The 2,138-nt window shown below is 61.8% G+C and carries 4 protein-coding genes; 1 reads left to right on the top strand and 3 read right to left on the bottom strand.

Annotation, left to right across the window (positions count from 1 at the left end):
* The first annotated feature begins 87 nt into the window (after positions 1–87).
* Entirely contained in the window at positions 88–453 is a 366-nt protein-coding gene (locus VZ95_RS08515; RefSeq protein ID WP_045775471.1) for a VOC family protein, read from the top strand.
* Here the strand turns inward: VZ95_RS08515 and VZ95_RS08510 are convergent.
* The 3 genes from VZ95_RS08510 to VZ95_RS25360 form a co-directional block, all read right to left on the bottom strand.
* Positions 450–1,112, bottom strand: a complete 663-nt coding sequence (locus VZ95_RS08510) for a sulfotransferase family protein (RefSeq protein ID WP_045775470.1) — start codon at positions 1,110–1,112, stop codon at positions 450–452. The genes VZ95_RS08515 and VZ95_RS08510 overlap by 4 nt on opposite strands.
* Positions 1,109–1,900, bottom strand: a complete 792-nt coding sequence (locus VZ95_RS08505; RefSeq protein ID WP_045775469.1) for a 2OG-Fe(II) oxygenase — start codon at positions 1,898–1,900, stop codon at positions 1,109–1,111. Before VZ95_RS08505 ends, VZ95_RS08510 begins: the two co-directional genes overlap by 4 nt.
* A gap of 37 nt (positions 1,901–1,937) precedes the next feature.
* A partial coding sequence (locus VZ95_RS25360) for a hypothetical protein (protein ID WP_045775468.1) occupies positions 1,938–2,138 on the bottom strand: 201 nt, incomplete at its 5' end.

Genomic DNA, 2,138 nt, shown 5'->3' with positions numbered 1-2,138 from the left:
CCCGCTTTTATCGCCGTGATCGCGATTTTCTACCTGATGATCGTAAAGCCGGAGATCGGTTTTCTATAAAGAGAAAGGATACGTCCCATGAGCCAAATTCTCGCCCTGCGCCCCTTTGTTCCGGCACAAGATTTTGCGGTTTCCAAGCGCTTTTACGCGGCGATGGGCTTTACCCAAACCTATGGCGACGATGATATCGCCATGTTCAAGCAGGAAAGCTTCAGCTTCATTTTGCAGAATTTCTATGTCGCAGCGGCGGCTGAAAATTTCATGGTGCAAATGCTGGTGCGCGATGCCGAAGCTTGGTGGCGCGACGTGGAAATTCCGGCCCTGGGCGAGAGCTTCAGCATCCCCGCGCCGCGCGCGCCCGCACTGCAACCTTGGGGCATGAAGGTCGGCTTTATCACCGATCCGTCGGGCGTGCTCTGGCATATCGCTGAGGTGATTTTTTAGGGGCTTCCAGCGGCCCGTCGCCGGGCACGATAATGGGCCAGCAGCGATGGACAGAGGGCGTCCACCTGAGCTTCCAGTGCGGCATCCCAAGGTTTATCGCGAAACCGCGCCGTCAGTTCCCCGCCGCGCGCATTGCCGAAGACGATATCCATTTCCTCCTGTAACGACGGCTCGGCGGCCCAGAGACTGCCGAGCAATTCATCGTAGGACCGGCGGAACTGGAAATACTCTTCGGCAATCGGCCACCCTAACCGTGCCAGAGCGGAGATAACCGCCGGGTCGCGCGCCACTAGATCTTCATAGTGAATCACGGCGACGAATTGATCGCGCGCCCCAAAAACCTGCTCCAAAAGTTGAAATTTCTCGTCCATCAATCCGGCGTGGTGCCGATAGGCCTTCGTGCGCAGGCTGGCGTAAGTATCGCGCGGGTCGCGCAGCAGCAGCACGATCTTATCGGGCCGAAAGCGTTCGACGTGAACGGCCAGCGGATAGGCCGTGGTCACGACCACCTTGGCGATAAAATCGAGCGGCGTCGTGACGCGCGGAGCGGCGTAATTATTGGGAATATCGACCAGCGCCACGCACCCCGGTCGCTGCGCCAAAACCTGTGCAAACGCGGTGGCCCCGCTCGACTGCATGCCATAGACCAACAGCCTCATGCGTCACCTTCCAAGGGGGCTAGCCAATCGCGGTTCAACTCGGCGGTAATGAAAACATAGCGGCGGAGATGCGGCGTCGGGTGGCGCACGCCGACGCCGTGCAGCGCGTGGATATTTTGTGGAAACAGCACGAACTGATTGGCCCGATAGGGGATTCGAACCACCTCCTCCACCGCGTCCGCAGGCTGGGTGAAAGCCCCGAGATCGGCACTCGGCCCGTGCCGCCAGCGATAGAGGATCAACTCGCCGCCAACACTATCATCCTCCGGCGCGCGCAGGTAGAAAAGGCCAGAATACAGCCGATTGAGCGTATCCAAATGCGGGCCGCGCACCGAGGACGGCTGATCGCGGACCGGCGTATTGACCTCAAGCCGCGCATCCTGGCCGATAAGCAGCCCCGCTTCTGCCGGAAGGCCCAGCATGCGTAAGCGGCTGATCGGATGCCCCTCAAATTGCCCGCCGAGGGCCGCCATCAGCGCCGGGGGCCAATAGTCCTGAAAAAGCGCCGCCACGCCGGTTAAAAATTCGGGGCTACTGTGCAGGCGGGCGAAGTCCTGCCAACCCACGGGCAGATCGGGCGCGTCGATCACCGACGACGCGGGCATGACATAGCGCCGATTATTCGGCACCTTCTCCGGCGGCATCTGCCACGTCATCCGCTCCAGCGACGGAAAACCCGCCGCGAGGTCCCGATAGACGGCAGGGTCCAAGGCATCGGAAACGACGACATGGGGGAAGGGGGCGGTGCGAATATCGGCACGGCCCAAACCGGCAAGAAGGGAGCGCATCCCAGAGCTTATCCTCAATCCAAGATCATCGTCTCTATCACGCGCTTGCGCCGTTTGCGAGCCGATGCCACTCTTGCCGATAGGCCCTCCAGGCACCCGCCAAAGGCGGAACGGGGACATTGGCCAAGGGCGGCACCGCCTCCCCGGCCAGCACGGCGGCCCCGAGCAGCGTTCCGGCGGCATCCTCCGACAGGGCTACCGTCTGCGCGGGCCGCAGCGCCGCCAACGCGCGGGCATA

Source organism: Elstera litoralis (assembly GCF_000963705.1).
Lineage (GTDB): Bacteria > Pseudomonadota > Alphaproteobacteria > Elsterales > Elsteraceae > Elstera > Elstera litoralis.
The sequence above is the reverse complement of the archived record's forward strand: the minus strand, read 5'-3'. Positions and strand labels throughout refer to the sequence as shown.